26 protein-coding genes and 3 pseudogenes are annotated in these 23,020 nt (G+C 51.2%); 9 read left to right on the forward strand and 20 right to left on the reverse strand.

Features of this window, described 5'->3' with window-relative positions; genetic code table 11:
* Positions 1 to 919 precede the first annotated feature (919 nt).
* Positions 920 to 1,087 (reverse strand): hypothetical protein, encoded by a 168-nt coding sequence (locus BLU05_RS26240; protein ID WP_175540630.1) that lies wholly within the window; start codon positions 1,085 to 1,087, stop codon positions 920 to 922.
* A gap of 143 nt (positions 1,088 to 1,230) precedes the next feature.
* On the reverse strand, positions 1,231 to 1,536 hold the full coding sequence (locus BLU05_RS16450) for a DUF982 domain-containing protein (protein WP_175540631.1): 306 nt from the start codon (positions 1,534 to 1,536) through the stop codon (positions 1,231 to 1,233).
* Positions 1,537 to 1,714: 178 nt separating this feature from the next.
* Between BLU05_RS16450 and xth the strand changes: the two genes are divergently transcribed.
* Entirely contained in the window at positions 1,715 to 2,494 is a 780-nt protein-coding gene (xth, locus tag BLU05_RS16455; RefSeq protein ID WP_091882028.1) for an exodeoxyribonuclease III, read from the forward strand.
* Positions 2,495 to 2,519: 25 nt separating this feature from the next.
* Here xth and BLU05_RS16460 read toward each other — a convergent pair whose 3' ends face one another.
* From BLU05_RS16460 to BLU05_RS26250, 3 genes are read right to left on the reverse strand one after another with little or no spacing between them, the layout of a single operon-like run.
* A complete protein-coding gene (locus BLU05_RS16460; RefSeq protein WP_091882031.1) occupies positions 2,520 to 2,786 on the reverse strand; it encodes a hypothetical protein in 267 nt (88 codons plus the stop codon).
* 12 nt (positions 2,787 to 2,798) lie between these two features.
* Positions 2,799 to 2,936: a hypothetical protein gene (locus tag BLU05_RS26245; protein ID WP_175540632.1), complete on the reverse strand. Its 138-nt coding sequence runs from the start codon at positions 2,934 to 2,936 to the stop codon at positions 2,799 to 2,801.
* Positions 2,936 to 3,082: a hypothetical protein gene (locus tag BLU05_RS26250; protein ID WP_175540633.1), complete on the reverse strand. Its 147-nt coding sequence runs from the start codon at positions 3,080 to 3,082 to the stop codon at positions 2,936 to 2,938. The genes BLU05_RS26245 and BLU05_RS26250 overlap by 1 nt, the downstream gene beginning before the upstream one ends.
* A 122-nt stretch (positions 3,083 to 3,204) precedes the next feature.
* Here BLU05_RS26250 and BLU05_RS16465 point away from each other — a divergent pair, with 122 nt between their 5' ends.
* Both BLU05_RS16465 and BLU05_RS16470 read left to right on the forward strand, forming a co-directional pair.
* A complete protein-coding gene (locus BLU05_RS16465; protein WP_091882034.1) occupies positions 3,205 to 5,295 on the forward strand; it encodes a catalase in 2,091 nt (696 codons plus the stop codon).
* 66 nt (positions 5,296 to 5,361) lie between these two features.
* The gene (locus BLU05_RS16470) at positions 5,362 to 5,712 is read left to right on the forward strand and encodes a hypothetical protein (RefSeq protein ID WP_091882037.1); all 351 of its coding nucleotides are present in this window, start codon (positions 5,362 to 5,364) and stop codon (positions 5,710 to 5,712) included.
* Positions 5,713 to 5,820: 108 nt separating this feature from the next.
* On the opposite strand, the gene BLU05_RS16475 is transcribed toward BLU05_RS16470, so the two are convergent.
* The 11 genes from BLU05_RS16475 to BLU05_RS16530 form a co-directional block, all read right to left on the reverse strand.
* Positions 5,821 to 6,705, reverse strand: a complete 885-nt coding sequence (locus BLU05_RS16475; protein ID WP_091882040.1) for a Tn3 family transposase — start codon at positions 6,703 to 6,705, stop codon at positions 5,821 to 5,823.
* Between the two features lie 51 nt (positions 6,706 to 6,756).
* On the reverse strand, positions 6,757 to 7,098 hold the full coding sequence (locus BLU05_RS16480) for a hypothetical protein (protein WP_139210478.1): 342 nt from the start codon (positions 7,096 to 7,098) through the stop codon (positions 6,757 to 6,759).
* A gap of 357 nt (positions 7,099 to 7,455) precedes the next feature.
* A complete protein-coding gene (locus tag BLU05_RS16485; protein ID WP_091882046.1) occupies positions 7,456 to 7,998 on the reverse strand; it encodes a DUF4158 domain-containing protein in 543 nt (180 codons plus the stop codon).
* Positions 7,999 to 8,281: 283 nt separating this feature from the next.
* Positions 8,282 to 8,584, reverse strand: coding sequence for a PAAR domain-containing protein (locus BLU05_RS16490; protein ID WP_091882049.1), 303 nt, complete (start codon positions 8,582 to 8,584; stop codon positions 8,282 to 8,284).
* Between the two features lie 135 nt (positions 8,585 to 8,719).
* On the reverse strand, positions 8,720 to 9,295 hold the full coding sequence (locus tag BLU05_RS16495) for a GNAT family N-acetyltransferase (RefSeq protein WP_091882051.1): 576 nt from the start codon (positions 9,293 to 9,295) through the stop codon (positions 8,720 to 8,722).
* Between the two features lie 96 nt (positions 9,296 to 9,391).
* A complete protein-coding gene (comJ, locus tag BLU05_RS16500; RefSeq protein WP_139210479.1) occupies positions 9,392 to 9,793 on the reverse strand; it encodes a competence protein ComJ in 402 nt (133 codons plus the stop codon).
* A gap of 103 nt (positions 9,794 to 9,896) precedes the next feature.
* On the reverse strand, positions 9,897 to 10,367 hold the full coding sequence (comJ, locus tag BLU05_RS16510; protein WP_091882060.1) for a competence protein ComJ: 471 nt from the start codon (positions 10,365 to 10,367) through the stop codon (positions 9,897 to 9,899).
* A gap of 1 nt (position 10,368) precedes the next feature.
* Positions 10,369 to 11,004: a NucA/NucB deoxyribonuclease domain-containing protein gene (locus BLU05_RS16515; RefSeq protein WP_091882063.1), complete on the reverse strand. Its 636-nt coding sequence runs from the start codon at positions 11,002 to 11,004 to the stop codon at positions 10,369 to 10,371.
* Positions 11,004 to 11,948 carry a DUF4123 domain-containing protein gene (locus BLU05_RS16520; RefSeq protein WP_091882065.1) on the reverse strand — a complete coding sequence of 315 codons (945 nt, stop codon included), beginning with the start codon at positions 11,946 to 11,948 and terminating at the stop codon, positions 11,004 to 11,006. Before BLU05_RS16520 ends, BLU05_RS16515 begins: the two co-directional genes overlap by 1 nt.
* An 8-nt stretch (positions 11,949 to 11,956) precedes the next feature.
* Positions 11,957 to 14,329, reverse strand: coding sequence for a type VI secretion system Vgr family protein (gene tssI / locus BLU05_RS16525; RefSeq protein WP_091882067.1), 2,373 nt, complete (start codon positions 14,327 to 14,329; stop codon positions 11,957 to 11,959).
* A gap of 102 nt (positions 14,330 to 14,431) precedes the next feature.
* Complete coding sequence (locus tag BLU05_RS16530) at positions 14,432 to 14,908, reverse strand: Hcp family type VI secretion system effector (protein WP_091882070.1); 477 nt, start codon at positions 14,906 to 14,908, stop codon at positions 14,432 to 14,434.
* 279 nt (positions 14,909 to 15,187) lie between these two features.
* Between BLU05_RS16530 and BLU05_RS26465 the strand changes: the two genes are divergently transcribed.
* From BLU05_RS26465 to BLU05_RS16545, 3 genes and pseudogenes are all read left to right on the forward strand, one after another.
* A complete protein-coding gene (locus BLU05_RS26465) occupies positions 15,188 to 15,445 on the forward strand; it encodes a hypothetical protein (protein WP_091882073.1) in 258 nt (85 codons plus the stop codon).
* Between the two features lie 97 nt (positions 15,446 to 15,542).
* Positions 15,543 to 16,253: pseudogene (locus tag BLU05_RS16540) on the forward strand (oxidoreductase); the annotation flags it as partial.
* A 257-nt stretch (positions 16,254 to 16,510) separates the two neighbouring features.
* Positions 16,511 to 16,681: pseudogene (locus BLU05_RS16545) on the forward strand (WGR domain-containing protein); the annotation flags it as partial.
* 276 nt (positions 16,682 to 16,957) lie between these two features.
* Here the strand turns inward: BLU05_RS16545 and BLU05_RS16550 are convergent.
* Complete coding sequence (locus BLU05_RS16550) at positions 16,958 to 17,341, reverse strand: LysR substrate-binding domain-containing protein (RefSeq protein ID WP_244518387.1); 384 nt, start codon at positions 17,339 to 17,341, stop codon at positions 16,958 to 16,960.
* On the opposite strand from BLU05_RS16550, the pseudogene BLU05_RS16555 reads away from it, so the two are divergent.
* The 3 genes and pseudogenes from BLU05_RS16555 to BLU05_RS16565 form a co-directional block, all read left to right on the forward strand.
* Positions 17,225 to 18,033 (forward strand): annotated as a pseudogene (locus BLU05_RS16555) (IS3 family transposase); the annotation flags it as partial. The gene BLU05_RS16550 and the pseudogene BLU05_RS16555 overlap by 117 nt on opposite strands.
* Before the next feature lie 91 nt (positions 18,034 to 18,124).
* The gene (locus BLU05_RS26570; protein ID WP_091882081.1) at positions 18,125 to 18,487 is read left to right on the forward strand and encodes an IclR family transcriptional regulator domain-containing protein; all 363 of its coding nucleotides are present in this window, start codon (positions 18,125 to 18,127) and stop codon (positions 18,485 to 18,487) included.
* 136 nt (positions 18,488 to 18,623) lie between these two features.
* Positions 18,624 to 19,466, forward strand: a complete 843-nt coding sequence (locus BLU05_RS16565; protein WP_091882084.1) for a Hint domain-containing protein — start codon at positions 18,624 to 18,626, stop codon at positions 19,464 to 19,466.
* A 339-nt stretch (positions 19,467 to 19,805) separates the two neighbouring features.
* On the opposite strand, the gene BLU05_RS16570 is transcribed toward BLU05_RS16565, so the two are convergent.
* The 3 genes from BLU05_RS16570 to BLU05_RS16580 form a co-directional block, all read right to left on the reverse strand.
* Positions 19,806 to 20,957, reverse strand: a complete 1,152-nt coding sequence (locus BLU05_RS16570; protein WP_244518388.1) for a helix-turn-helix domain-containing protein — start codon at positions 20,955 to 20,957, stop codon at positions 19,806 to 19,808.
* A 478-nt stretch (positions 20,958 to 21,435) separates the two neighbouring features.
* Positions 21,436 to 22,542 (reverse strand): NAD(P)/FAD-dependent oxidoreductase, encoded by a 1,107-nt coding sequence (locus BLU05_RS16575; protein WP_091882087.1) that lies wholly within the window; start codon positions 22,540 to 22,542, stop codon positions 21,436 to 21,438.
* Between the two features lie 25 nt (positions 22,543 to 22,567).
* Positions 22,568 to 22,843 carry a hypothetical protein gene (locus BLU05_RS16580; RefSeq protein ID WP_091882090.1) on the reverse strand — a complete coding sequence of 92 codons (276 nt, stop codon included), beginning with the start codon at positions 22,841 to 22,843 and terminating at the stop codon, positions 22,568 to 22,570.
* Positions 22,844 to 23,020: the final 177 nt, after the last annotated feature.

Genomic DNA, 23,020 nt, shown 5'->3' on the forward strand with positions numbered 1-23,020 from the left:
ATACTACACCCGAATTTATTCTATTATAGATATTTTGAACATAAATAATCTTCGAAATACCTTTGTATTGTCGAGGTACGTGTTGCTGAAATAACACGTGATCCGGAATTTCTACGTCCTATTCGTAAAACCTGATAGAAGTTTGTACAGGCAGATTTGATAGTAAAATAATTCATGAAACATGGGCAAATCATAAATGGACAAAAAAGTGGATTAACAGTCTAAAATGCTATCGCGGCAAGTTTGTAAAAACCACCCAGTCAGGAGAAATTAACTGGATTCGAACGACGCGTGTCTAGATTGGGATGCCGGAGTGGATCAGCGATGATACACTTATGATCCAACCTTGTATCGGAACGATAGAACGAGAACTAAGTGTAACGCTCATTTCAAATTTGGGCCTCCTGAGCTTTCAAACATTTACCCATTAGAGCCGAATTGGTAGTCGAGAACCGATGTTATCAATTTGCGGAGCACAATGTGGCCTCAAGTGACAGAGTTTAGTTCGTAATTCGTATTGCCAACTGAAAATTTGCGGATAAAATTCCGCCCGGTTTTGCCTTTATAGCGAGCAGCGTTATGACAAAGGAACTGGACCACATACTCAGGTGCCGCGACTGCGGTACGACATATCTCAACATACCGAAGGACGTAAACTCGGACACGCCAATTCATTGCAGCCGATGCGGTGAATACATGGGCCGTTGGTTCGAAATTGAAACAGAATTTGCCAATCAGGGGGGACAGAGCGGCGTATTCAAAATGGACCACGGCCAAATCACTGAAATTGAGGAAAATTAAGTTGGAGCGTGGGTTTAACGAGCCTCATTGACGTTCTTCAGAGGAATTGTGCAGCGATTTTATGGCATCCGTTTAGGCCCATATAAAATGCCCACACTGATAGATAGCATAAAATCAGCTATTCACGTTCATTGGCAACAACAAAGGCGGCTCCGATTCCGGCACCGATCACTATTCCAGCTCCTATTCCCAAAGGAATAGTTGCCAGTCCGGCAATCCCTAATCCTCCTCCAATTGACACCCCAATCAGCTCGCCTACGGCCATTGCAAAGTAAATTTCTTTCATGTGCAAGCCTCCGCTCGCCTTGAACGAAAGAGCGCTTCCGAAGTTCCATCAAGCTCGAGATGTCTGGGGAACATCGGTTTGGCACGAAATCAAATCCATCAGTTATTGCTTGTGTTTCGACCGAGTGAATTATTCAAATTGTGTCAGGGTTGCTTATTGGGTTCATGGGAAGATATTTTGTGCTCAATCGCCTGCGCGATCATTTGCGGACCTGTCCGTTCTTCTACCAAAATATGAACTTCTTGCGCGGCTTCCACAAAGGCAATCCGCGCTTTAGGGTTAGATATTGTTCCTGCAATAGCACTACGACATGCTTCACATGCCGCGGCGTGTTTTTCGGTTCGGTTTTTTGACCACTGTTCGGTAAGCAACGTCAAAGCGGCGTGCACATCACGCACCACCAGAATGCGTCCTGTACGAGGCGATTTCACGCTGACATGCTCAAACATCAACTTATCCATAACCGCAAAATGCCTGAACTCTGAAGTTGTTCCCGTGGGCGAAAAGATGCCCGGCTATAAGAATGTGCGCAGGGTGATTTGTTCGTGATGTTTACCGAGATTTCGTGGCCGCAGGAACGTTTCGGGTTGCTGGACATTAGCAAGAGCACAACTGGAGGGAGAACATGTGAAAATCGCAACTTTTAACGTCAACGGCATCAATGGCAGGCTTCCCGTGTTGCTGCGGTGGCTTAATCAATGTGAACCGGACGTCGTGTGCCTGCAGGAATTAAAAGCGCCAAACGAGAAATTTCCCGAACACGCCCTCGAAAAGGCTGGCTACGGATCTATCTGGAATGGACAAAAAAGTTGGAACGGCGTGGCTATACTTGCTCGCGATATGGTTCCTATAGAAACCCGTCGCGGATTGCCGGGTGACGAAAAAGACAGTCAAAGCCGTTATATTGAAGCTGCGATCGACGGCATCTTGATAGGCTGCTTATACCTTCCGAATGGCAACCCGGTTCCGGGAGCGAAATTTGATTACAAACTACGGTGGTTCGAACGGCTCTCCTCCTATGCAGCCGAGTTACTGTCCTTGGATGTTCCAGTGGTGCTTGCAGGCGACTATAACGTCATGCCGACGGATTTGGACGTGTATGCGCCGGAGCGATGGAGAGATGACGCGCTTTTTCGTCCGGAAGTCCGAACGGCGTTTCATGAGTTAGTCGCTCAAGGATGGATTGATGCAGTACGACTATTGCATCCAGACGAGCGCATTTACACATTCTGGAAATATTTTAGAAACGCATTTGCACGCGATGCTGGTCTGCGTATTGATCACTTCCTTTTAACGCCTTCCCTCGCGTCCGGCCTTAAGCAAGCGAAAGTCGACAAAAGTGTGCGCAGCTGGGAGCATTCAAGTGACCACGCTCCGGTCTGGATAGAAGTCCATAAACCGAATTAATTACAGCGACGAACTTCGTTGCGTATTAATCGTTGAATCGTCGGCCTTCACGCTCGGGATCACGAGCGATTTCACGCTCCTCTTCATCATCCGGCAAAGCCTCGTCACTTTCCTGATACGGGTTATCGTCATCATCCTCAGAAAGATCGCCAGCATCCTCCGACTCCACCTGATGTGTGCCTTGAATTGCCAGATCATCATCTGCAATTACATCATTCGCCTCGATTTCCGTTCCAATTTCATCCGCACCGGGTTTGGTCGCAGAGGATTCTTTTTTATGTCCACTTGACATAGAACATCCTTTTTACTGGTTGCGGCGGATGACGCGGTTGCCCATCGGCCGCTGTGTGAGTTTAGTGCGCAGCTGCATTACAAAGGCGATCACTGCACCCAGCAAAATTGGAGTGCCAACAAGAGCAAGCACCCAGAGAAAATCTTCCATCACTGCGCTCCTTTCCCGGCTGACTGGTCAAGCGCATGCGGAGCTGGCTTTCCTTGGGATGCATCGTCAGCAGGTACCAGCCAAAAGAATGTTGCCGCACCGATGAAGAGAATGGCAATTCCAATGAGTATTGGTCCTATACGCATTTGTGCCTCCAGTTTTGTAGATAACCCTGCGAAGGGGAGATGGTTCCCAAAACACAGCGATTGCGGAACTATCCCCTCCCTTCCGCCGTTAGAATGACTTGGAACAATGTGGAGGATTTTTCATGTCCAGCTCATTCGACACGGACCGAGGTAATGGCGGCGAGACACATCAACACGTACCCGAGAAAGGCTCTCATAGTTCGGAAGATCATCTGACGACTAACCAAGGCATTCGCGTCACCGACAACCAGAACAGTCTAAAATCCGGCGAGCGTGGACCAACCTTGCTGGAAGACTTTGTTCTTCGCGAAAAAATCTTTCATTTCGATCATGAACGCATTCCCGAACGCATTGTCCACGCACGAGGGTCGGCAGCACACGGATATTTCGAACTTTACGAATCCTTGGCTGACATTACGAAAGCAGATTTGTTCCAACGGGCAGGCGAAAAGACACCGCTGTTTACGCGGTTTTCCACAGTTGCAGGCGGCGCGGGTTCCGTGGACACGCCCCGTGATGTCCGGGGCTTCGCAGTCAAATTTTACACCAAGGAGGGCAATTGGGATCTCGTTGGCAACAATATTCCTGTGTTCTTCATTCAGGACGCCATAAAGTTTCCAGATCTGGTTCATGCGGTAAAGATGGAGGCAGATCGTGCCTTCCCGCAAGCTGGCAGCGCCCATGATACATTCTGGGATTGGGCTTCCCTGATGCCCGAAACGACCCACATGCTGATGTGGGCCATGTCGGATCGCACCATCCCCCGTTCCCTGCGCATGATGGAGGGGTTTGGTATTCATACGTTCCGGCTCATCAACGCGAAGGGCAAATCCACTTTTGTCAAATTCCATTGGAAGCCGAAGCTTGGCCTGCAGTCGACAATCTGGGATGAAGCGCTCAAACTGCAGGCGGCGGACAATGACTATCACCGCCGCGACTTGTGGGAGGCTATCCATTCCGGCAACTACCCGGAATGGGAACTGGGTCTCCAGCTGTTTGATCAGGAATTTGCCGATGCCCAGCCATATGACGTGCTGGATGCGACAAAACTGATCCCGGAAGAAGTGATTCCCATCAGGCTGGTCGGGAGAATGGTTCTTGACCGCAACCCCGATAATTTCTTCGCGGAGACTGAGCAAGCTGCGTATTGCCCGGCGAATATTGTTCCAGGCATCGATTTCTCTAACGATCCTCTGCTGCAAGGAAGGCTCTTCAGCTATCTCGACACCCAAAAGTCGCGTCTTGGGACTGCAAACTTTCATCAGCTGCCAATCAATGCACCCAAGTGCCCGGTCATGAATTTTCAGCGGGACGGGCAGATGCAAATGAACGTTCCAAAGGGGCGGGCCAATTACGAGCCGAACAGTCTGGCTGACCACAATGAGGAAGGCGGGCCGCGCGAATGTCCGGCAACGGGGTTCAGTACGTTCGAAGGGCGATCCGAGTACAACGAACAGGGCGACAAACTGCGAATTCGCGCCGAACTGTTCGCCGATCATTATAGTCAGGCACGTCTGTTCTGGAATTCCCAGCAACCCGCAGAACAAGCGCATATTGCATCGTCATTTGTCTTTGAGTTGTCAAAGGTGGTTCTTGAGCAGGTCCCCCCGCGTATGGTCGCTAATTTGCGCAATGTCGACGAGGATTTGGCGAAACGCGTGGCGAACGGGCTGGGCATAGAACTTCCAAAAAAGAATGCAGCCGCGAAAGCACCGCTCGACATGCCTCCCTCACCTGCCCTCAGCATCCACGCCAATATGAAGACGATTTTGGCGGGCCGCACGATTGCCGTACTGGTGGCAGACGGAACCGACGCCAGCGACTTGGCCAGGCTTCAAAAATCAATCGAGAAAGCCGGCGCCAAATGTGTATTCGTCTCTCCAAAGATCGGCGGAGCAACCCTGTCCGATGGTAAGAAAGTCAAAGCTGACGGACAGTTGCTGGGTTCGCCCTCACAGCTGTTTGACGCGGTCGCGGTCTTAACGGCGAAAGCTGCAACGGAATCTCTATTGAAAGAAGGAGCAGCTGTCCAATGGGTGATGGATGCTTTTGGCCACTTGAAAGCCATTGGGTACACTCGCGACTCCAAACCACTGCTTGATAAGGCTGGCATCACGCCTGACGAGGGCGTTTTAGACGTGTCCAACGGTTTTGTTGAAGCGGCCGCCAAACGATACTGGGCTCGCGAACCGGCCGTACGCACCTTGGCATGAACTTCAAACGCTGCGGCTGCGTTGCCGAGCAACAGGCTTTGACCGAGGAATTCGGGAGGATGTGCTATGGACGTCATATGTGGCGTAAACGATGACAAGCGCGTTGATCTTGTTCCAAGATTAATTAAAGCAGCAAACCTGCTGCCAAACTTTCGTCGGATCGAACAACGCATCTTATTGCAACAGGCAGCACGGGCCCTTCAGCAAATGCAGCAATCGGCCGGCAAACAGAAAACACCAATCCGAAGTCCAAGCAAACTGCTTGATGATACCAGGCAATGCGCGATGTTCATCAGTATTACGCCGTCTGAGGAAATCAGCCGGATTATGCTTTCAACTGCCGAAGAAATCAAAAAATTACAACGATGCGAAGTATTCAAGGCTTCCTCAATACGAGATCAAAGCGATGTGGAATGAGGCGAAGCTGGGCCGGGTTCACTGCGGCGACAGCCTTTAGAACAATCCAGGAAACCAACATTGTTGAAACCTCCTCAAGGTCGGATAAAATTGCCGTGGGGCTCTTCTCTAACGCCGGTTGGGGTTGCCTAATTTGGGATCACGTTTACGGGTATATTCATCAAAACGTGGAAGCTTATCTGCAAACTCAATCCACGGGAGCCGCAGCTTCCAGTAGCCGTGAGCATGAGGCTGAAATCGCTCCGGATGATCAAAAAAACCTATCGTAATATAGTACTCATCCGGTATGCCTTCGTCATAATAACCAATTGATGAACCACACCGGGCGCAAAAACTATCTTCCCGGAAATGCCAGATAGCCATCTGCTGCAACTGACGCCGGGTTATCCCTGGGCACGCTTGGGCCATTTTGGAAAGCCCAAGGTTCGTGGCTTCGGCAATAAGTGCAGCATAGAATATCCGCAGATCTGAAGGGGTGCGTCCGGTCTGTAGATGTTCGAACTGAGAACTGAAACCGGTATAACGATCAACGTCTGCGACAAGATCGGTCAGCCGAATATGGGGCATGATTCCCGCAAGCCGCTTTGCAAAAGCCAGTGCTGCAGCCGTTTCGGTTGTTGAAACCGCAGGCACACGCAATCCTTTTGCTCCGATACGGGTATCACTCTGATCCGCCATAAGCCTGTTAGCAGCTTCGCGTAGTTTGCAATCCAGGAGTGCGGAGCGTTCTGCTAGATAAGCTTCCACGTCAGTCGGTATCGCGACCGGAATCTGAGCATCTGCCTTTATGATCGCAAACGTTTCCTTGGAAATCATATGCTCGTCTATCGCGCGATAGGCACGCGAACCACGGATCCATATCTCGCCTGCTGCCAAACGGTTTTTAGTTTCAAGGATCAAGAAGATTTCCAGGAATTTGCGATCAATTGTTGCGCCGCTTCCGAGTATCAGTTTACGCCAACGCCGGTCAGCAAGCCGAAGTGCTTTTTTCATCCATGATTGATTTGGCGAGCGTCGTTTGTTTTCCCAAGCCCTTCGAAGTTCCTAAATAGCCTCAATAAGACTCGTGCCTTGGTTGCTGGCTTCAAGAAGTACAGCAGAAAGAAACTGGGCCGAAAACTTGCGAATACGAGCATAATCATCGCGAAGAAATGGCAGCCAGCTATCGCTGTTACTGGCACCCGAAAGCTCCAGCGCAGATGCGGACGCACGCGCCAGCTCATCCCACGACGTCAATGTTGTAACCGCCTCTTCGAGTGAACCATTTTGTTCCTTAGCTTTGCCGAGAGCGGCACCTACAGATGCCCAATACTTTGGCGGCAGATCCAGCATCTTCCTGCATGCGAATATCACGGGCGGATTGCGCACGTCGAACTGCCCTGCCAACTAATGCTTCAAACATAGCGATGGCAGCATCAGTCAGAGCCATTTCCATTTCGAGCAGAAAGGCGGCAAGGATAGCGTGGCGGCGTCCAGAGCGCATTTGCTCAAGATTTTGAGCGGTGAGACGCCGGCCTTCCTGAGCCATACGCCTGATGCGATGTGCTGGCACGGGTTCAAGTATTTCCGGGTTAACGCCAACGTGTCGGACTGCTTCAAGACGTTCGATCACTCTACTCATACCAGTAGTGCCGACTTTACCGGGTGGCTCCCTTAACCACGATACACCGCTTTGACGTGCCCGAGGTGATGAACCAATGAGGGTCTCCATTCTCACAATGATATCGGGCTTTAGTCTGACTGCTAGCTCTCGTGGATGATTTCTTCCGCTTCAGTGCAGGCCTTTGCGGCAAGGCGCTCCAGAACTGTAAGGCCTGGGATTATGACTCTCCGACGGCGCATTTGATCGGCTAGCGCCCGAATGACATGCTTATCCTTGGGCGCGGCGATAGCCACCCCTCGCGCCCATACCAGCAGTTCGTCGCGGATAGGCACCGTTAGATCAACGAAGCCGTAAACGTGCCGAAGCATTGCGATCTGATCATATCGCGTCGCTATTCGACGTGCAAAATTCACAAGGACTTCAGCGTCAAGTTTTAGCTGATCTGCAAGAAATGACAGAGCATTTGAGGGAATCATTTCACCGCGTTGGATGAGGCGGCCGGGATAACGAAGACCGCATAATTGCAAGGCTAGTCCGAGCCTCGTATCGGGGCGTCGCCGGGAAAGAAGTAACCGATGATCGGCTTCATCCAGAGTCCAATACCGGATAAGCGTATCATCGTCTGTAGGGAGAGCCAGAAAATCATCTCGCTCTTTGTCCGTGAGTATTAATTGACGCGGCATCGCGCCTCCATGCTGTTATTTTCCTTTCCCTTAAAGGGCAAACGGTAAATGACAGATGTAGAAGCAGACATCTTAAAGATGCGGGGGCGAGGTGGCGCATCAAGTAGCTAGCTTGCTACCGTATATCTGTGCCCCTTGAATGTTCAGAGGCCGTATGTTGATATCAACGACCCCGAGTATCGGGGCTGGATCGACCTGTTCTTAAAGAAAATGCAGCAAGGGCACGTAGGCTGGGCCTAATACTGGACGGCCTGCAACTTTAACCCCTGGGGATCCCAATGGGCTATTCGAACGTTAGCCAACTGATACCCTGCACTAGCTTTCCGCCATGCTCACAGCCATCATTGACTCGTGCTATTTTTTGGCCACTGATCTTTGCAACGGACGAGCCCTCGGTAATGGCTGCTGTTGTCGGTACGCCACTACACAGACACTTTGAGCCAACGGTTGCAATTGGGAGGCCGTTGACCTTGACGAAGTTCTGGGGCGTTGAAATTACGGGGCCACCAACATGCTGCCTCGGCCCCGGATCAACCATCGGGCATGTATGCATATGACCTTTGAGTGTTACGGGCATTGCTGGCATTTCACTTCCTCATTCATCAATTGCGAACAGTTTCATTTCGCTCTTATTTCAAATTCAGGCCAGGACATGGTTATACCTTGGAAAAAGGTCTCATCCAACAGGAACAGCAATACGTCTTCATTTGATTTCGAACATTTAGCCGATTGATAGTAAGGTTTCGCCGTCAGGACGTTGTTCCTGTCGGAGTAACACGCAATCCCTCTTTTCAAACGAAATCTGCGGGTGAACTCGATGTGCGGGCAGTATCCTCTGCTGCTTGATATTTACCTTCTCAAGCGTATGGATAAGTGCTGCATGCTCCGCGTCGATGATCGTCCAGGCGTGGCGTAGTTCCAGCGCCGTAATGACCGCCTGAATAGCCTCGGTGGCAAGACCCCCACCACTTCGTTTGGGAGATATGAGCCCACCTAATTCCTCATCGGGGCCAACTTGAATAAACCCGACAGGGACACGTGGATCGGATCGGTTTGCTCCCACGTAAGTCCGAAGCCCCCGATCACGGGCCTCACGCCATTCAACAATCGCGAAATGGGTGTCGGCATAAGTGAAAGGTCGAAATGGACTGAAGTGACAGGTAATGGGATCCGATAAAAGTGCGTGTAACTCCGGTGCATCGGAATAGACTGGCTGGCGCAAAATCAAACGCGGAGTTTCAATCCGTTCCGGATCGCCATGGCTGGAAAATATCGAAGTCTGTGTTTCTTGAGTCATTTAACCACTACCTAACGAAACAGGTTATTTTCCTTGGACATACTTCTCTCCGCCGACTTCATATCCATGAGCAGAGTCCGGCCTTTAGGCATTGCACTACCTCGCTGGAACTGCATTCGTCTCCAGAGGAAGATCCACGTTCATCTCCGCATCCGCTAGTTTGATCTCAAACAGGGGTGCAACACTTTTGGCAAAAGTCAGTCTTATAAATTTTTCGTAGGTCTCGCCATCTTCGATACCTCCATCGAGCAACTCAAATGTTAGCTGATATTTTCCAGCACCAAGTATCGTGGTCCGCTCGTCCATGATGGAGCCGATAACCACTTTGTCTCCCGATATATCGAAAGGTATCAAAATCACACGCTTAGGTTCCCCGGAAAGGTGACTGGTCTCGTTTTTCGTAAGCACTTCAACAAAAACAGCATTACCGTCTGGCACAGCAAAGGAAACACTACCTTCGCGCAGGAAAACCCTTGCGTATATTGCCGATCGTTCCAGTCATTGAAAGGGATCTCCAGATCGGGATCAAACACGGCGATCTGCGCATAGCTTATGGTGAGAGGAAAACGGTCGGTCATTTCTCTTGGACCTTCATCATCGGTCAGGGACCTTTGCGCAGAACTTTATCGGTAGTAAGCATATTGCCTTGCTTAATAATCGCGAATTTCTGGCTATCAGATTTTATGAAATTAAGACGGAATACAAATGCATATTCCACATCTAAGCTTGCACTACCTGGCAATGCTTCAAATACCAAATTGTATTTCCCCGCTGGTATTGATACGGTCTGCGGATTAAAAATCGACCCAATTGATAACGGCGTCGAAGCGACATCAAATGGAACGCAAACAGCCCATAAGGCTTGTGGGTCTATTTGAAATTGCTCGGTCGTGTCGACTTGCAAAAGACAACTGCCATCATGGTCGGGAGCGCCAAAGGCTACGTTCCCCGGCATCCACGTAAAGCCCTGCGCTATATGGTCTTCCGACCATTCAAGTTCGGTTTGTGTGATGCTCGGATCAAAAACGACGATCTGAGTGTAGACAACGGTTACTGCAAATTCGGCAATCATCTTAAGGTCCTGTCGTTATTGTTACTCTGCATCCTTCGGGAGCCCCGGCAATACCCATTTTTATCTGCTGCCCTGCGCTTCGATTGTCACTGAAGGGCACATAGCGTACACTAGCCGCGCCTGCATTTTCTATAAAGGTGGCTGGTGGATATTCATCGCGATCGTAGGGAGGGAAGCGTGTTGGGATACCACTCAATGACGCCGCACGCCTAGCATCCGTTCCTGCTCTATCTATTGTCAATGTGTTAGGATAGCCAGCTGCTTGGGCCTCTTCAATGTGTTGGGCTGACAAAGGTGATTTGGACTTGGAAATAACAACAAACCGTTGACAGCAATTCCCTGTGGCACAAGAAGCCGCGGCGGCTTTTGCTAGTGTTTTCGCAAGTTCTTGGACCTTTTTAAGTCGCTCGGCTTGCTGCTCCGGTGTCAAGGCTGGAGAAGCGACCCCGGCTGCAACTGAATTGACAGGTGTATCACCGCTAAGAATGAGGCCTGTGCCGACGACGGCGGCACCAGTTAACAGAGTACCGGTACTCACCGTAGCACCTGTGCCTGCAACAGTGGCCGTTGTAGCAAGAGCACCGCCACCACCTGCTAAAGCTAATTCGGGAAGAGCGGCCAAACCTAGAAAAGGCATCAGATCACCTCTTCAATTGAACTTGTGAGACGCGTCATCTGATAAAGCAGGGTTTCCACATTCTGGTCTGGAGTGTCTGGTCCTGATCGCAGGTATTTTTGAATCTCCGGTTGATTCTCGATCCGGTCCCCGCTGGCAATCATCATAAAACCCCAGATGCTGAGGGAGCGCTCCTGCGTCAAGCCCAGTTTGTTCCCAGACGCCTCGTATCGCAGAACCCTGTCATTCAGCTCCTGTTCGCTCATGCCCGCCGTTTCATGCGGTGCCATTTCCCTTAGAATTGCAGACATCCGGCGGCAATATGCTGTTTGGTGGCGTGTTTCGACCGCTTTAAGCTGATCTGCATCAATCGTCAGCATGCCTTTTGGCATTTTGGGTAGATTTTCGGGCCTTGGCACTCGTGTGAGCCCGCTATCACCAATAGCATTCATGAAGATCGACTGTGCAGGGCCAAACAGACGCGCGAACTGTTGGACATCAAGCAGTCGTAGTATAGGAGCGAAGACGTTGGGGTCCCAATGCCGGAACAGCACGCGTTCGTATTTGCCGGATTTGCCGGACCGACCATCATTGTTCGGAAAACGGGTATCGGGGATTAAAACCTCGTTGATAGTCCTCAAGTGCCGCCATAATGCCTGCTCACCCTCCGGACAGGACCAGAACACAGCGCATGGTTTTTCAAGTACCAATTCTTCTATGTGTTCACGCGTTTTGCGATCATTCAGAGCAACGAGCAAGGGACCGTCCCGGCGCATGGCTTCTTCACCACCTCTCAGAAACAATGAACGGCTTGTAATCCCCACGTCAGCTAGTTCATCTTCGAGATCATCAAAATGCCCGCCATCCAGCACGGCAAACAACGGCCTTGGCAGTCCATCGAGCACAGCACGAAAAACATGTGCTTTGGTTTCTGAATCTGGCGTTTCGAGCAGAGGCTTTTCCATCGGCGACCTCACGTACGCACAAAAGTTGTCTTGGACTGGGACATGTTTTTCAGGCACGATGCGCCTTTGCCCGGACCACCCTTTTTGAAGTTGATCGCGTTGCCTTCGATATCGATTTTAAGTGCGTAGAGCTTGATACCCTTCTTGTTGAGGGTGATATATCCGCCGGGAGTAGAAAGGCGTATCTCGTCATCAGCATAGATTTCCCAAGTCTTGGCCTCGCCATGATATTTCTCACCCGAGACAATATTGTAAAGCTGACCAACTTCGACTTTGATTGTTTCGCCGACCTTGGTGTTTTGCTCTTTGCCAATCTGAGTGAAGTGGGTTGATCCAATATTCGTTACCTTGCTCACGCCGATCTGCTCGGCTCGGGCAACGCCGATGGTGTCGGATTTGAAATTGCCGACGATGGTATTCATGATGCCGGGCAGTTGGAACAGCGCTCCGGTGGCTTGACCCATGCCGTCGCCGGAGGCCGCAAGGGCTGTGCCCTGGTCTGAGCGTGGGCTTGGTCCAGAGACAACGCCGTCGCGTGCGCCAAGGCCAGTCGCCGAGAGAAAGCCAAGTGCAGATTGGCCCAGTGACATGGCGAAGTTGACAAGGTTGGGTGCGCCGCCAGCAATTTGCCCTGCTTGCTGCATCAATCCGGCGGTCTGCCCAGCGAGCCCAGCCACCTGTGCAACAAGACCCAACGCGCCAGCACCTGTCCCGCCGACCACCATGTTCATCGAGCCGCCGATTTCGTGTTTCTGGTTGCCTGCAACTTCAACAGCACGATTGGCGCCTACGGACGAAACTTCATTGGCATCAACGCGCTTTGTGCGGTTGTTCAGAACCCGTGTTGTCTGGTCCTTTTGGGCATGGAAGAACTGGTTCTCCTTGCCTTTCTCGTCTTCGAAGGAGACTTCGTTAAAGCCTTGGCCCTTGTGTGTATTGGACCTTAAAACAGTACGTGTCTTGTTCTCGGGCAGCGCATACGGAACCTTGGTGCTCGGATTGGGCACGATGCCCGTCACGACAGGCCGGTCAGGATCGCCTTCGAGATAGGTAACCATCACTTCCATACCGATGCGCGGGATGACCTGTGCGCCGAAACCGCCGCCCGCCCAGGATTGCATCACGCGTATCCAACAGGTGTCGGAACCGTCCTTCTTGGCGCGTGTCCGTTGCCATGGGTACCAAACTTTTATCCTCCCAAATTCGTCCGGATGGATTTCTTCGCCAGGTGGCCCGGCGACAATGGCAACCTGCGAGCCATCTATACGCGGCTGCGGTGTTGTCCGGTGCGGTGTTGCCGGGAGCCTTGAGGGAAGGGCGATAAAACTGTTTGAGTAGTCAAGCGTACCGTCTTCCACCGTCTCGTAGGAATGATCGACAATATGGTGAACAATAGCCGTGACCACATATTCTTCAAACACGTGGTCGGCATGGGCGACTTCATAGGGTTTAAACTTTCGGCCAGCCGCAAGAGTTCTGACCGTTGAGCTGCCCTCAATCTTCTCATGATCCGCTTCAACCGCCTGCATGCGCAGTTTTGATGCCTGTTCATTTGACGACTGATCAAGGGCTTTGGCGGGGTAGTGGAACAACTCATATTCGGCATTCTTCGGCAGAGACACGAGCGAGGGTGTCACCGCGCCTTGCGGTCCTTGCGGTTTTTCAAAGTTCCAATCACCCCCGGCGCGCTTTCCCGGTGTGAATTGGTAATCCCTTGTAAATTCACTGATATGATTTCTATCGGTGGAACCTGCTGCAAATCGCACGTCCGTGTCCGGTCCTTCCGTATAGCCAAAGGGATGGCTGGCTACATGCAACGTATGCTGACCATCTTCATGTTCAAACCAGTAGAACAGCCCATCATATTCCAAACGCCTTGTGAGATAGGCAAGGTCCGTTTCATTCCATTGAACTGAATAATGGATTGGCTCCGGTGGTTTGATCACACCGCCCGTCACAGCTGCCTTGATCCCATGCTCGGACAACAGGGTTTCGACAATCTGCAACGTGGTCATGTCCATCCAGATACGGCAGTCCGAGCGCTGCGACAGCAACCACAATTGCGGGCGGATAACCAGACGATAGGATCGCAAACCGCGTGAAACAGGCGGGCCTTCCCGAAATCCCGATATCAGCCCGTTCCACGGGCGGCGCTGCCCATAAGCAATCTCAAGGGAAACATCGGCCATCGTGCCGACAAGCTCTTCCGGCTTGATATCAACACGCTTGGATTTAACGTGGACATGGACTTCGAAAAGGCCGTTGACCTCTTCCCTGATATCAACCTTCTCGGCAAGAAGAACATCCACCCCGAGCGATGTCGAGATGCGAAGAATACGGTCCGCCTGGATCAGGCCTGCATCGGTGAAGTCAAATTCCATTTTGATCCAATATTTTAGATTGAACTAGGTCGACTGGCTGAATTGGATGAATGTCAATTTGGAACAAACGAAGCGGTCCGCTCCGCTTTCTCGTGCCTGTCTTTACGCGGCGCGCGTTGTGGCGAGGTCGTAAGAAGCAATCATTGGCGACTGCGGCTTCTGGTTCTCATCATATGGTGTGTACTTCACTTCCATCTTGGTGAAGTTCAAACGCAGCGTCTCAACCGGACGATCACCATTGGAATCAACCGAATAGTCGGCGATCAGCGTGTTGGTCAGCTTGTATTCGATATAGGTCTGGCCGGGATTGCCTGTGGTCACCAGATGAATGGTGGTAAGCTTGCCCGAACTACCGGAAACTGCTTCCTTGAACAACTTCGTCGAAGATGAATCACTGACCTTGGTCAGGACGATCTCACTGATTGTCGGTTCAGATGCTTCGCGGTTCGCTGCCGAACCGGCGGAAGTGTTCATTTTACGGCCTACATTCCAATGAATGGCTTCGATATCCATCCACTGTTTATGCTGTTCCTGGGTTGCATCACCCTTGATATCATCAAGCTGCAAGTAAATCGGCATGCGCCCTCCCTTTAAAGTAAAACTACCAACAAATTGCCCGCAGTTTTGCAGTATCCTTGAAAAAACCATACCGCGCAAGATGCCAAACGGCGGTGGTGAAGTGGTCCATTTTGCACTACATGGCCGCCTTTTGTACAAACAGGTAAGTCATGAGAAAATGTTCAGTTATTCGCGCGTCAGAATATAAAGCCATTTTGGCTGGAATATCTTGCGATCCGGTTTGATGTTATATCTTACCTTCGTTGCCGAACCCAAAGCACATGATTTGGATCCAATATAATGATCGAGAGTGCCACTAGGCAGGCAGATTGGCGCCGCGCGAACCCGAAAAAATACGATGCCCATTTGGCCGTGCAAAGAGCACTAAAAAGTGGGCAGTTGGAAAAATGCGCCTGTGAAGTCTGCGGTATTGAAGCTGTCGATGCACATCACGATCGATACGAGAAGCCACTGCAAGTTCGTTGGCTATGTCGGCGTCATCACACTAGCCTTCATCACTATGGGGAAGATATGTTTCCAATTAAATCCACTATTTAAGATACCGAGAGTTTTGACACTCCCTGAAGGTATATGAACTGCGGATGCACTAGTCTCCACTTCTCACAATTCCATTTCGGCTATTTTGCGAATTTCTTCCAGCCGTCGTGCCGTTGCCCAGAGGAGCGACGGCGTTACCATGCTGCTTTGCGACGTGACGGACGATGCGTCCGTGGCGAAACTGGTTGACGACGTGCTGGCCGAAGCCGGGCGCATCGATCTGCTGGTCAATAATGCCGGCATGGGTTTACTTGGTGGCGCGGAGGAGTCCTCGATGACCCAGGCTCAGGCACTATTCGACGTGAACGTCTTCGGCGTTTTGCGCGTAACCAACGCGGTGCTGCCGGCGATGCGACGCCAAGAAAAGGGCAGAATCGTTAATTTGAGTTCGGTGCAAGGGATCATTCCTGCTCCTTATTTCGCACTTTACTCATCGACCAAACATGCCATCGAAGGCTATTCCGAATCGCTTGATCATGAACTGCGCCCATTCGGAATGCGCGTTGTATTGGTCGAGCCCGCCTACACCCGTACGCTATTCGAAAATAATCTCGCCAAGCCAGACCAGTTGCTTGATATCTACGACTCTGCGCGTGCTGGCATGAACGTAGTCGTGCGAAAAGCGATGGAAAAAGGCGACTCTCCCGATGTGGTAGCCAAAGCCGTTTTGGCGGCTGCGACCGATCCCGCTCCGAAGAGGCGCTATGCGGCAGGAAAAACGGCGCGCCAGGTCAGTTTTCTGCGCCGCTTCGCCCCCGCATTCGCATTTGACAAGAGCTTGCGAAAGCAGCTGGGACTGCCCGTCTGATGTCGATATCCACGAGCGCATTTCAGCCGATAGTACGTTGGGGCGACGACAAGATTACAAACTCTCACGCTTTGTACAAACCCGTAAGTCATCAAAAAGGTCGATCGGACTTGTTGATAGTTGCCTTGCAGCACGGCATTCCCATCAAAGATGTGAATCGATGAAGCTCAACAGATTCCAATTTGTCATTGGACGATTGCTTCTGAAAGCAGGATCTTTGAGAGCATGTCGGGCAGCCCCAGTCATTCCATGTCACGCGTTGTGATCCCGATCGCAACATGGCGCGATATTATAGCCTGACAATGCAGCCAACCGTTTTTGGTGAGATATCGCTCGTGCGCAATTGGGGGAGAATTGGCACAAGAGGACAACAAAAGGTCGACACGTTTTCCAACTCTTCCGCATTACAGAAAGCCTTTGAAAGCTAGCACAACAGAAATGCCATAAAGGCTATAAGTAAGCTTCGTTTGAAAACGCCGATAATAGGCTAATTTTCATCGATTTCCATTGTAGCGCAGATGTATACAATACCCATTAACGTATTGTACTGCATGGGGGACTGCGCGCCAAAAAATCTGCCGCAACTCACGCTGTATCTCATCATTTTGTACAAACTGTCTAAGCACACGCGGTTACGCAATGGCCGCCTTGCGCCTTCATCCTCGCCGTTCCCGGGCAAAGTGAGTCGCCCCGAAAGCGGCCACCTATTCGAGATACGGTGTCAGCACACCTTCGATCCATTTCATGAATGCGCGGACTCGGCGCGACAGATTACTTCGATGCGCTACGACGAGGGACACGGCGAGCGCCAGGCGCCGAAAATCGGGTATGATCTCCACAAGCGTTCCATTCTCTAGGTATCGGCCAATCCCCAACAGCGGCGCCTGAATCAGGCCAAGGCCGGCAAGGGCAGCAGCTTCGTAGGTCTGCACGCTGTTGACGTGTAGCGCACCTGGTAACTGAAGCGTCGCGTAACCGTCGTGCGCCCGGCGAAGCTTCTCGGCTTCAGCCGTGGCAGTGTCTATTATCTGCCTCGTCCGGTGCCAGAGAGCGATCTTGCCCTGATGCGCCGGATCGACGAACTGCATCTCGACTACCCTTTTGCCGGAAGTCGGATGTTGCAAGGGCTCTTGAGAGGAGAAGGGCTGGAAGCTGGGCAGCTGCACGTCGCCACGCTAATGAAGAGGATGGGCATCGAGGCGATCTATTGTCGCCCGAACACCTCCAAACCAGCACCAGGTCGCAAAATTTATCCTTACCTCCTGCAAAAGCTGACGGTCACCAGACCCAACCAGGTCTGGGCGATGGACCTGACATATATTCCGATGGCTCGCGGCTTCGTCTACCTCTGCGCCGTCGTGGACTGGTGCAGCCGGAGAGTTCTGTCGTGGCGGCTGTCGATCACGATGGAAGCAGCCTTCTGCATCGAAGCAGTCGAGGAAGCGCTGGCCCGTTATGACAAACCCGACATATTCAATACTGACCAGGGCTCGCAGTTCACCTCGATGGACTTCACGGCGGTGCTGAAGAAGGCGAAAATCGCCATCTCGATGGATGGCAAGGGTGCGTGGCGGGACAACGTGTTCGTCGAACGGCTCTGGCGTTCGATCAAATACGAGGAAGTCTACCTCCACGCCTACAAGACCGTGTCCGAGGCCCGCGTCGGCATCGGCCGATATCTGACCTTTACAATAGCCGACGCCCACATTCATCTCTTGACCGGCAGACACCGGATCAGGCCTACTTCAACGCGCTGGCACCAATGATGGTGGCGGCATAATCGAGGCGGAAATCCACTTAGCGAAACGCTCGAAACTGTTCAGACAAACCGAGCCACCTCTGAGCGCCTCACACCGCGAGGCGTAAGCCGCTTGGATGAGTTTCTGCACGAAGCTGAATTGAGCAGACTGCGGGGATACTCGATCGACGACGGTCAGATACGAGAAGGAATGATTTGCATAGGCGCTCCCATCCGTGATTTCACGGACAACCCGGTCGCCAAGCTTCTGATACGATCAAAGCTGAAGCGGGTCGCACATTGGTCGTCCTCGCAAACCAGATTTCGGAAAAACTGGGTGCCTTCAAATAATTTCGCTGGCGCAATAGGTGGCAAGAAAATCTCTGCTTTGTTTATTGGCCTACCACTCAATAGCCGATCATTCATGTTATTTGCGTATCGGCTTAAGACGTATAGGTCTTTCTCCAAAAGGATAGACCTTACTCTCATCGCCTAATCTTTGCTGGAGCTGATACGTCTATTTCAGCATTCGTAGACGCCCAAAACCAAGGCGTTGTTGGCCACACCTTGGTGTAGGCTATTCACAAGTAAGTTTGGATTGGAAAACGCACAGCAAAAACATGGAGGAGACTATGTCACCAAACACAGAGCAGCACCGGCCACTTAACCGGGCAAGACGTCACTTTCTTGGCGTCGTTTTTTCTACGGGTGTCAAGGTAGCGGCGATGAGTGCTCTTGTCTCAACCATATTTTCTTTGCCAGCGCGATCCATGGGAACCAAATGGTGGAACGACAACAACGACCCCGGTCATAGTCCCGGCGATAGCGGACAAAACTGTTTTCTTGCCGGCACCCTGATCATGACACCAGCAGGTTCGGTCCGCATTGAGGATCTTCAAATCGGCGACCTTGTTGAAACCATGCGGGGTCAAGCCATGCCGGTCAAATGGATCGGACGCCAAGCTTACAAGAAGAACGGTCCCTCCTGGTCCGATAGCGTGATGCCAATCCGTATTTCACGTCAAGCTCTGGATCAAAAAACACCCCATGCAGATCTATATCTCTCTCCCAATCATGCGTTGTTCATCGACGGTTTCCTCATCCGCGCAAAAGATCTGGTCAATGGGCTCTCAATTGTGCCTTCCCTTCCTGCTGAACGAGAGATCATCGACTATCTCCACATTGTGCTCGATACTCATGAAGTGATCTTTGCCGAGGGTGCGCCCGCCGAAACATTCTTGCTCCGCAGCAGCAATCACGAGAATTTCACAAACTTTGTTGAATTTTCCCGCCTTTATCCTGCTGAATGCCGTTCTGCGATGGTACCTTTCGCTCCAATCGTAGGGTATGAGGGCGGCCGGGAACATCTGGGCGCCCTTCTTCGCCTCGCCATACCTCGATTTATTCACAAGGAAGATCCTATCCGGGACGCCTGCAACAGATTTGCAGCGCGCGCCAGACGGACCAACGCTTGAGATCAGCGATATGGTCTCCGATTTTGTGCCACCTTGCGAAGGTATTCAGCAGAGGCCCGGTAATGGAAGTAAATGAAGACGAATACCGGGGCTGCATTTGAGAAGGACCCTGGATTAAAATCGCTGTTCCAGTTCTGTTTAAAAAAGTGGATGAGCTAAAATCTTATTTCTCAAATTCAGATCGGTACCCGAGAAGGTGCGCGCTTCCTTCGGTTGATGGGCAGACAAATGGCTTCACAGCCAGTCGAGAGCTTCGTGCATAACCAAACAGACGACGACAAAAATATTGTCGTCGTCATTGTCCCGGCCATGACAAAGGCGAAGTCCGTCCAGATACCGTTACGTACCGAGCGCCTTGAGCCAGTCTCCAAATGTACCTTCCTGTTTGTCTTTAAATAAGCTGGCTGTGACAGGAATTTCAGACGTCGCCGTACGACGGGCTGCGCTTGGACTATAACCGAATTCCTTGGTGAACGCCCTGCTGAAACTAGCAGCGGAACGGAATCCGGCCATTTGTCCAACGTTGGAAATCTGCTGATTGTTGTTTGGAACACAAAGCGCTGCATGGGCGGATAACAGACGCCGCTTTTGAATGTAATGGAGAACGCCTCCACTCGGCTCGAACAATTGATATAAGTGTGTCCGTGATATTCCAAGAACCCGGGCCAATGTTTCCGGCGACAAATCAGACGAATAAAGATTAAGCTGGATATGGTGACGGGCCCGCTCAATCAATGCCGCTCCCAACAGGCGGTTTGGTACAGGCGTTTGCTCTGTCAGAGCCAGAAGACAGGTCGTCACCATCGACTGCACGATACGAACCACGCCAGGAAGTTCACTGGATCGCAGTGTGTGAAGCCGCTCTTCCAGCGCGATTGTGTAATCGATTAGAAGACTGGTCAGGTTGCCGGAAAGCAGCGTATTGTTCCTGATATTATGACTGGTGAAGGTTTCTGCAAATAGGTCCCTTGGGAGATAAAGCTGCAGGCTTTCAGCATCGATGGCTCTCCCGCGAAAAGGAAAACCGAGGGACCGCATAACCGCTTTGCCCGGTTCATTTTCAACAACAACACCGTTCATCTCCGTCCAACTGCGGCCACTACGCATGATTGCAATCACCCAGTGATCGATAGAACTTGTTCGATGCCGGGCCTCGGAACGAACATAGCTATGGCTCGGAACACGCTGCTGCGCGATTAACATTCCTCCGAGATTCCAAGCCGTATGTTCCGCTAAGAAGCCCACTGAAGGCGATTGATGATCAGGTAGTCGAACATCGACCACACCCGAAACATATTCCCGCCATGCATCAAACTGATCTGCAAGCGGAAACTCTAGCGTGGAAAAGCGCAGGGGCCTTAGTGCCGGCGCCTCAAATGAATTAAGCTGCTCCTGGGGAAGAAGTTGGCGCGGCCAACGACGGCGCTCGGGCTCAAATGTAGTATTCATTGTTGCAGGCGCTTCATTATCCTTGTCTTTAAAGTCGCTCATCGCTGTGCTCCTCACAAAATACTTGTTGCGCACCCGCACGGAGAACTGACGAAAACAATCGAGAAGTAATAAGAACTTTGCAGCTCAGAGCAATTGAAACAACATTTGGATCGATCATTTTGATGAAACTCAAAAGGCACTGATGAGCCTCCTTCATTTAAACAGATAGCTATCGGGATGATGCCTGATTATCCGTTCCAGAATGATCAGGCGGCATGTTTTCCAAAACATAATGGCCTCGACAACAAAACTCAGCTAATGCGCGCTGCATAGGTTGAGATCATTCGACTTTATCGAATAGAGCCAGTTTGCTTTCGGTCCGGCTGCATGAAATTGCTATAGTTTTAATATGAAAGCAATTTATCACGACTTAACAATGGAATACACGCACATTGGATGAAAGATATACTTACGGCTTAAGATACCGCGCACGTTAGCCGTATGGTGGATTCCGGTCGGTATAATGCTTTCATTACGCTCAGACTAACGTAGATACATATTGCGCGATCGGCAGACAGGATGTGAGGCCGGGGCTTTCGATGCCAAAGAGGTTGACCAGACCCTTGATATGGTGAGACGCCGGGCCATCAATCACGAAATCAGTGACGGGGTTACCGGCAAAGCTCAATTTCGGCCGGATACCACAATATGCCGGTTCGAGACACCCCTCCGGTAACGACGGCCAGTATCTCCGGATCACTTCATAGAAAACATCTGCCCGCTCCGGGTTCACCGTATAGTCGATAGCTTCCACCCATTCCAGATCGGGACCAAATCTCATGCTGCCCGCCAGATCGAGAGTTAGATGAATACCGAGCCCACCGACTTCCGGAACCGGGTAAATCAGATGTTGGAACTGTGCCGGCCCTGGAACAAAGAAATAGTTGCCTTTGGCATAGTGAGACTTCGGCACACAATCCATTGGTAGTGCGTCGATGTTCATCGCCAACGCGGGTGCATTCAGCCCACAGGCATTGACAAATATGGCTGTTTGAAATTCGTACTGGTGACCGCTTTGCTCTTCAATTGTCTGCACGACAAATCCAGTACGTTCCGCTGTTACGGATGTTACCTGAGTATTAATGGCAATCATGGCGCCGTGAGCCTGTGCATCTCCCAGCAATGCCAACATCAGTGCGTGGCAATCGATAATTCCGGTTGAGGGAGACATGATAGCAGCTGAGCACATGAGCTCAGGCTCAACCAGGCGAGCCTCTTTCCCCGAGAGGAGTTGCAGATCGTTGACACCGCAATTGCGTGAACGACCGACGATCTCAGTAAGAATCTGGAGCTGGTCGCTGTCAGTAGCAACGATGAGTTTGCCACACTGTTTGTATGGAACCCCGTAATCTCTGGCAAATTTGTAGAGTGCCGCATTGCCTTCGACACAAAACCGCGCTTTCAAACTGCATTCCGGATAGTAAAGGCCTGCGTGGATGACTCCAGAATTGCGTGAGCTTATACCGGTTCCTATAGAACCAAGCTCCTCAACAATGAGAGTTTCGATGCCTCGTCTTGCGAGCTCACGGGCTATTGCAATTCCGATGACACCCCCGCCGGCAACAACACATCCCACTTGTTCCACAGATTCAACCCTACGTTTCCAGCGATTAAGAACTTAACTTCTTCTCCAAACTGAGCAAAGTCTCGATTATCTTCATTCCAACTCTCTCGAAGCTGGGATAGTGCACAAGATGCTCCTCATCCCAATCAGCAGGTGCCAGATCATTGCCGCCGTCTTGCGGTGCTAAGTTCTTTAACTCGTTAAGAAGCTCCTGGACGGAATGCGATGTGGGCGGAGTTCCAGTAGCTGCGTGCACGAAGAGTGCGCGAAGCCAAAACTGCATCGCCATCATTTCCGTTCGTATCTGTTCATCTTCAATCATGGAAGCCCTGGAACGTGTACATCCGTCAGAGCCGCTTCATTAACATTGTTACGAACCGGATTGATAATTGGACGGACGGATACAAGATGCATCCTAAAGCAGATAAGCTCATCCTGAAGACAATAAAAACGATACTGTCACGTTACCTTTCATACAGGTTCAAGCATCGACAATTCC

It is taken from the genome of Phyllobacterium sp. OV277 (genome assembly GCF_900104355.1).
Lineage (GTDB): Bacteria > Pseudomonadota > Alphaproteobacteria > Rhizobiales > Rhizobiaceae > Phyllobacterium.

Excerpts from the sequence above, each read along its gene's own strand:
- BLU05_RS16475 (WP_091882040.1), bottom strand. The coding sequence starts at position 6,705 with ATGAAAAAAGCACTTCGGCTTGCTGACCGGCGTTGGCGTAAACTGATA.
- tssI (WP_091882067.1), bottom strand. The coding sequence starts at position 14,329 with ATGGAATTTGACTTCACCGATGCAGGCCTGATCCAGGCGGACCGTATT.
- comJ (WP_091882060.1), bottom strand. The coding sequence starts at position 10,367 with ATGATTGCCGAATTTGCAGTAACCGTTGTCTACACTCAGATCGTCGTT.
- BLU05_RS16485 (WP_091882046.1), bottom strand. The coding sequence starts at position 7,998 with ATGCCGCGTCAATTAATACTCACGGACAAAGAGCGAGATGATTTTCTG.
- BLU05_RS26240 (WP_175540630.1), bottom strand. The coding sequence starts at position 1,087 with ATGAAAGAAATTTACTTTGCAATGGCCGTAGGCGAGCTGATTGGGGTG.
- BLU05_RS16470 (WP_091882037.1), top strand. The coding sequence starts at position 5,362 with ATGGACGTCATATGTGGCGTAAACGATGACAAGCGCGTTGATCTTGTT.
- BLU05_RS16565 (WP_091882084.1), top strand. The coding sequence starts at position 18,624 with ATGTCACCAAACACAGAGCAGCACCGGCCACTTAACCGGGCAAGACGT.
- BLU05_RS16495 (WP_091882051.1), bottom strand. The coding sequence starts at position 9,295 with ATGACTCAAGAAACACAGACTTCGATATTTTCCAGCCATGGCGATCCG.
- BLU05_RS16450 (WP_175540631.1), bottom strand. The coding sequence starts at position 1,536 with ATGTTTGAGCATGTCAGCGTGAAATCGCCTCGTACAGGACGCATTCTG.
- BLU05_RS16550 (WP_244518387.1), bottom strand. The coding sequence starts at position 17,341 with ATGCAGTTCGTCGATCCGGCGCATCAGGGCAAGATCGCTCTCTGGCAC.
- BLU05_RS26250 (WP_175540633.1), bottom strand. The coding sequence starts at position 3,082 with ATGCGTATAGGACCAATACTCATTGGAATTGCCATTCTCTTCATCGGT.
- BLU05_RS16490 (WP_091882049.1), bottom strand. The coding sequence starts at position 8,584 with ATGCCAGCAATGCCCGTAACACTCAAAGGTCATATGCATACATGCCCG.
- BLU05_RS16530 (WP_091882070.1), bottom strand. The coding sequence starts at position 14,908 with ATGCCGATTTACTTGCAGCTTGATGATATCAAGGGTGATGCAACCCAG.
- BLU05_RS16460 (WP_091882031.1), bottom strand. The coding sequence starts at position 2,786 with ATGTCAAGTGGACATAAAAAAGAATCCTCTGCGACCAAACCCGGTGCG.
- BLU05_RS26245 (WP_175540632.1), bottom strand. The coding sequence starts at position 2,936 with ATGGAAGATTTTCTCTGGGTGCTTGCTCTTGTTGGCACTCCAATTTTG.
- BLU05_RS16465 (WP_091882034.1), top strand. The coding sequence starts at position 3,205 with ATGTCCAGCTCATTCGACACGGACCGAGGTAATGGCGGCGAGACACAT.
- BLU05_RS16520 (WP_091882065.1), bottom strand. The coding sequence starts at position 11,948 with ATGGAAAAGCCTCTGCTCGAAACGCCAGATTCAGAAACCAAAGCACAT.
- BLU05_RS16580 (WP_091882090.1), bottom strand. The coding sequence starts at position 22,843 with ATGATTGAAGATGAACAGATACGAACGGAAATGATGGCGATGCAGTTT.
- BLU05_RS26465 (WP_091882073.1), top strand. The coding sequence starts at position 15,188 with ATGATCGAGAGTGCCACTAGGCAGGCAGATTGGCGCCGCGCGAACCCG.
- BLU05_RS16515 (WP_091882063.1), bottom strand. The coding sequence starts at position 11,004 with ATGCCTTTTCTAGGTTTGGCCGCTCTTCCCGAATTAGCTTTAGCAGGT.
- BLU05_RS16570 (WP_244518388.1), bottom strand. The coding sequence starts at position 20,957 with ATGAGCGACTTTAAAGACAAGGATAATGAAGCGCCTGCAACAATGAAT.